This window comes from Streptomyces sp. NPDC058964 (genome assembly GCF_042741275.1).
GTDB lineage: Bacteria > Actinomycetota > Actinomycetes > Streptomycetales > Streptomycetaceae > Streptomyces.
The window spans coordinates 1-3,293 of sequence record NZ_JBHYKH010000741.1 but is presented as its reverse complement, the minus strand read 5'-3'; the positions used below and the strand labels follow the sequence as shown (position 1 = coordinate 3,293).

Sequence of the window (3,293 nt, the reverse complement as noted above, 5' to 3'; positions counted from 1 at the left end):
CTCACCACGTGGGTACGGCGCGTCCAGGACACCTGGCCCCGGCAGGACGTCTACGCGTACTTCAACAACGACCCGAACGGTGCGGCGGTGAGCGACGCGCAGACTTTCGCCCGGCTGGCGCGTACTTCTGGTCTCACGGTCACCCGAACACAGCTGGGGGCGCGGGGCTGAGACATGTGCGGCTCCGCCGCGTGCGCGCGACAAGCCACAACGCGCCCGCAGCCGACCACCGGCCCCCCGCCAAAACGGCGTTCAATCCCCGTAAACCGCCCGCACCGCATCCCGCACCGCCGCCACCGCGTCCCCCTCCCCCGCTCCGAGCCGCCGGGCCCGCTCGGCATAGTCCTGGGCCGCGGAGGCCAACTCCCGCTCCGCCGCCGCCCCCGCGGCAGCGACGAACGTTCCGTTGCGCCCCCGCGTCTCGATCACCCCGTCCCCCTCCAGCGCCCGGTACGCCTTGGCGACCGTGTTCGCGGCGAGGCCGAGGGACTCGGCCAGTCCGCGCACGGTCGGCAGCCGGTACCCCACCGGCAGCACGCCCGCCCGGGCCTGTTCGGAGATCTGCGCCCGCACCTGCTCGTAGGGCGGCGCGCCGTCGTCGATGTGGATCTTCAAGGTCACGGCCCGATTCTCCCGTACCCGCCGGAAAATGAGAGGCATCCCGGCGCGGGTCCCGCATAGCGTGCGGCCTCATGACAGTGATCGTGCGCGACCTGAACCCGGACTCCCCGACCGATACCGAGGGCTTCGCGGGAGTCCGCCATCTCGCCCTTCCGTACATCCTGTTCACCTCCGACTCGGTTCGTCACCTGCTCACCCACAGCCACCCCGACGCCCACTTCCGCTCGCTCCTCGCGGTCGAGGACGGCGAGGTGATCGGCACGGCCCAGGTCGCCGTCGCGCACGACAGCCCCGATCCCGGCCAGGGCTATCTCAACGTCTACGTGCGCCCGGACCGGACCCACCGCGGGGCCGGCCGGCTCCTGGTGCGGGCGGGCGAGGCGCACCTCGCCGACGTCGGCGTGACCAAGGTGTTCAGCTGGATCCTGGACGAGCCGTCCAACCATGCCTTCGCCGAGCGGCACGGCTACGGGCGAGGCCGCCCCGCCCACTTCCTCCGCCTCGATCTGGCGAACGGCTCCCTCCCTCCATTGCCGGACGTCCCCCAGGGCGTCGAACTGCGCACGGCCGCCGACTTCACGGACGATCCGCGGCCGTTGTTCGATCTGGACGCGGAGACGGTGTCGGACGAACCCGGTGAGGTCGCCCTCGAGTTCACGGACTACGACGCCTGGCTCGAGCAGACCTGGCAGCATCCGCTGCTCAGCCGTGAGCTCACCATGGCCGCGGTCGTCGACGGCCGTCCGGTCGCCTTCAGCGTCGCCTACACCGACGGCGCCACCCGCTACTCCACCGCGATGACCGGTACCGCCCGGGCTCACCGCGGCCGCGGCCTGGCCAAGCTCGCCAAGATCCACTCCCTGTACCGGGCCCGCGCCGCGGGCCTCACCGAGGCCTTCACGGGCAACGATGCGGGCAACGACCCGATGATCGCGATCAACAAGTGGCTCGGGTACGAGATCTGCGCGACGGAGGTCCGCTATGTCCGCGACCTCGGCTGAGCCGACGGCACAGGTGGACGTGATCCTGGTCAAGGGCGGCCGTACGAAGATCCGCTATCCGGCGGAGCTGCTCGCCGACGACGGCGTACGCCTCTGCGTACGGGCCGCGTGGGCGGGCGATGGCGTCCGGGACTTCGGGTTCGTGAGGTTCGAGCCGGGTGACGTGTTCACCGAGTACTACTGGCGCGACCGCTGGTACTCGGTGAAGGAGGTCCGCGCGTCGGACGGCGTGCTCAAGGGCTGGTACTGCGACATCACGCGGCCGGCCAGACTCTCCGGCACGGACCTGGTCGTCGAGGACCTCGACCTGGACCTGTGGCGCTCCGCCGACGGCACGGACGTACGGCGTCTGGACGAGGACGAGTTCGCGGAGAGCGGCCTGGCCGGGACGGACCCGCGGGCCGCCACCGCCGCCGTCGCCGCGCTCGACGAGCTGGAGTCACTGGCCCGCGGGAGCGGCTTCGAGGCTCTGCTCGCCTGACGCGGCGCCGGGCTCACACCGTGGCCACCACCGCGTACCGCTCGTCGTCCACCTGCCTGCCCCACAGCCGCGCGTCCTCCGACAGACGCTCCAGGCGCACCTGCCCGGCGAGCGGCTCCAGCAGGCCGACGAGCCGGTCGGCGGGTATTCCGACCGGGGTCATCGTGCCCCACACGCCCTCGACCAGCACGAGCCGCCCTTCCGGTCGCAGCAGCCCGCGCCAGTGGCGCAGCGCGCGGCCGGGGTCGGGCAGCGTCCACAGCACGTGCCGGACCAGCACGACGTCGTAGCGCCGCTCCCCCACCGGGGGTGCCGCCGCGTCGCCGACCAGGAACACCGCGTTCCGCCCGGCGAGCTTGGCGCGGGCCAGCTCCACCATGGGCGGGGAGAGGTCGACTCCGGTGACGCGGTGCCCGCGCTCGGCGGCGAGGAGCGAGAGGCTGCCGGTGCCGCAGCCGAGGTCGAGGACGTCGGCGGCGCGCTCGGGCAGCCACGCGCCGAGTCTGTCCGCCCAGGCCGCGCGCACCCCGGGGTCGCTCAGTCCGTGGTCCGGCTCGTCGTCGAAGGCGGCGGCCTCGGCGTCCCAGTCGACACTCACCGCGGCCGCTCGGTCACTCTGATTCGTCATGGCCCCAGAGTGACACCCGCCACTGACAGTCGAATCGTGACAGCCACCACTGACAGACCGGGACCGATGAGGAACTCTCGCCGAAAGCGTCTACCTCCGTGAGACCGCGGAACTCGGTAGGCACTGAAGGAGGCAGCCATGCGCCGCACAACCGTGCAGAGGCCCCTGAAGAAGACGGAAGGCCGCCGGGTCCGCGAGGAGCCCGACGAGCGTCCCGCCGGGCGCCCCGAGGTGCGGAAGGACATCGCACGCACCTGGTGGCCGGACAGCTGACGCGTCGCCGGTCAGTCCAGCCGCTTGCGATAGTGAATGCGGTCGTACGGCCCGTCGACACGGCGCTCGATCACCTCGTAGCCGTGCTTCGGGTAGATCCTCCGGTTCTCCCACATCATCGCGTTCGTGTAGAGCCTGACCTCGGGCAGGCCGAGTTCACGCGCGCGTGCGTCGACGAAGTGCAGCAGCCGTCGCCCCTCGCCCGTTACCTGGGCGTGGGGAGGCCCGGCGGTGGTGTCCAGGGAGATATCGTGCGGCGTAGCCAGCATACACACCAGTGCGGTGCAGG

The 3,293-nt window shown here is 71.7% G+C and carries 7 protein-coding genes; 4 read left to right on the top strand and 3 right to left on the bottom strand.

What is annotated here, in order from left to right:
* On the top strand, nucleotides 1-171 hold a 171-nt coding region (locus tag ACFW2E_RS44030), incomplete at its 5' end, for a DUF72 domain-containing protein (RefSeq protein ID WP_384476957.1).
* Between the two features lie 81 nt (nucleotides 172-252).
* Here ACFW2E_RS44030 and ACFW2E_RS44025 read toward each other — a convergent pair.
* Nucleotides 253-621 (bottom strand): GntR family transcriptional regulator, encoded by a 369-nt coding sequence (locus tag ACFW2E_RS44025; protein ID WP_384476954.1) that lies wholly within the window; start codon nucleotides 619-621, stop codon nucleotides 253-255.
* Between the two features lie 71 nt (nucleotides 622-692).
* Between ACFW2E_RS44025 and ACFW2E_RS44020 the strand changes: the two genes are divergently transcribed.
* Together ACFW2E_RS44020 and ACFW2E_RS44015 are read left to right on the top strand one after the other, a co-directional pair.
* Nucleotides 693-1,622 carry a GNAT family N-acetyltransferase gene (locus ACFW2E_RS44020; protein WP_384476951.1) on the top strand — a complete coding sequence of 310 codons (930 nt, stop codon included), beginning with the start codon at nucleotides 693-695 and terminating at the stop codon, nucleotides 1,620-1,622.
* Complete coding sequence (locus tag ACFW2E_RS44015; protein WP_384476948.1) at nucleotides 1,603-2,103, top strand: DUF402 domain-containing protein; 501 nt, start codon at nucleotides 1,603-1,605, stop codon at nucleotides 2,101-2,103. The genes ACFW2E_RS44020 and ACFW2E_RS44015 overlap by 20 nt, the downstream gene beginning before the upstream one ends.
* Before the next feature lie 13 nt (nucleotides 2,104-2,116).
* On the opposite strand, the gene ACFW2E_RS44010 is transcribed toward ACFW2E_RS44015, so the two are convergent.
* On the bottom strand, nucleotides 2,117-2,731 hold the full coding sequence (locus ACFW2E_RS44010) for a class I SAM-dependent methyltransferase (protein WP_384476945.1): 615 nt from the start codon (nucleotides 2,729-2,731) through the stop codon (nucleotides 2,117-2,119).
* A gap of 138 nt (nucleotides 2,732-2,869) precedes the next feature.
* Between ACFW2E_RS44010 and ACFW2E_RS44005 the strand changes: the two genes are divergently transcribed.
* Nucleotides 2,870-3,004 carry a hypothetical protein gene (locus tag ACFW2E_RS44005; protein ID WP_384476942.1) on the top strand — a complete coding sequence of 45 codons (135 nt, stop codon included), beginning with the start codon at nucleotides 2,870-2,872 and terminating at the stop codon, nucleotides 3,002-3,004.
* 11 nt (nucleotides 3,005-3,015) lie between these two features.
* Here ACFW2E_RS44005 and ACFW2E_RS44000 read toward each other — a convergent pair.
* A partial coding sequence (locus ACFW2E_RS44000; protein ID WP_384476939.1) for a GNAT family N-acetyltransferase occupies nucleotides 3,016-3,293 on the bottom strand: 278 nt, incomplete at its 5' end.

Bases quoted from the DNA above. Each gene is read 5' to 3' on its own strand.
- ACFW2E_RS44020 (WP_384476951.1), top strand. From the start codon at position 693: ATGACAGTGATCGTGCGCGACCTGAACCCGGACTCCCCGACCGATACC.
- ACFW2E_RS44015 (WP_384476948.1), top strand. From the start codon at position 1,603: ATGTCCGCGACCTCGGCTGAGCCGACGGCACAGGTGGACGTGATCCTG.
- ACFW2E_RS44010 (WP_384476945.1), bottom strand. From the start codon at position 2,731: ATGACGAATCAGAGTGACCGAGCGGCCGCGGTGAGTGTCGACTGGGAC.
- ACFW2E_RS44005 (WP_384476942.1), top strand. From the start codon at position 2,870: ATGCGCCGCACAACCGTGCAGAGGCCCCTGAAGAAGACGGAAGGCCGC.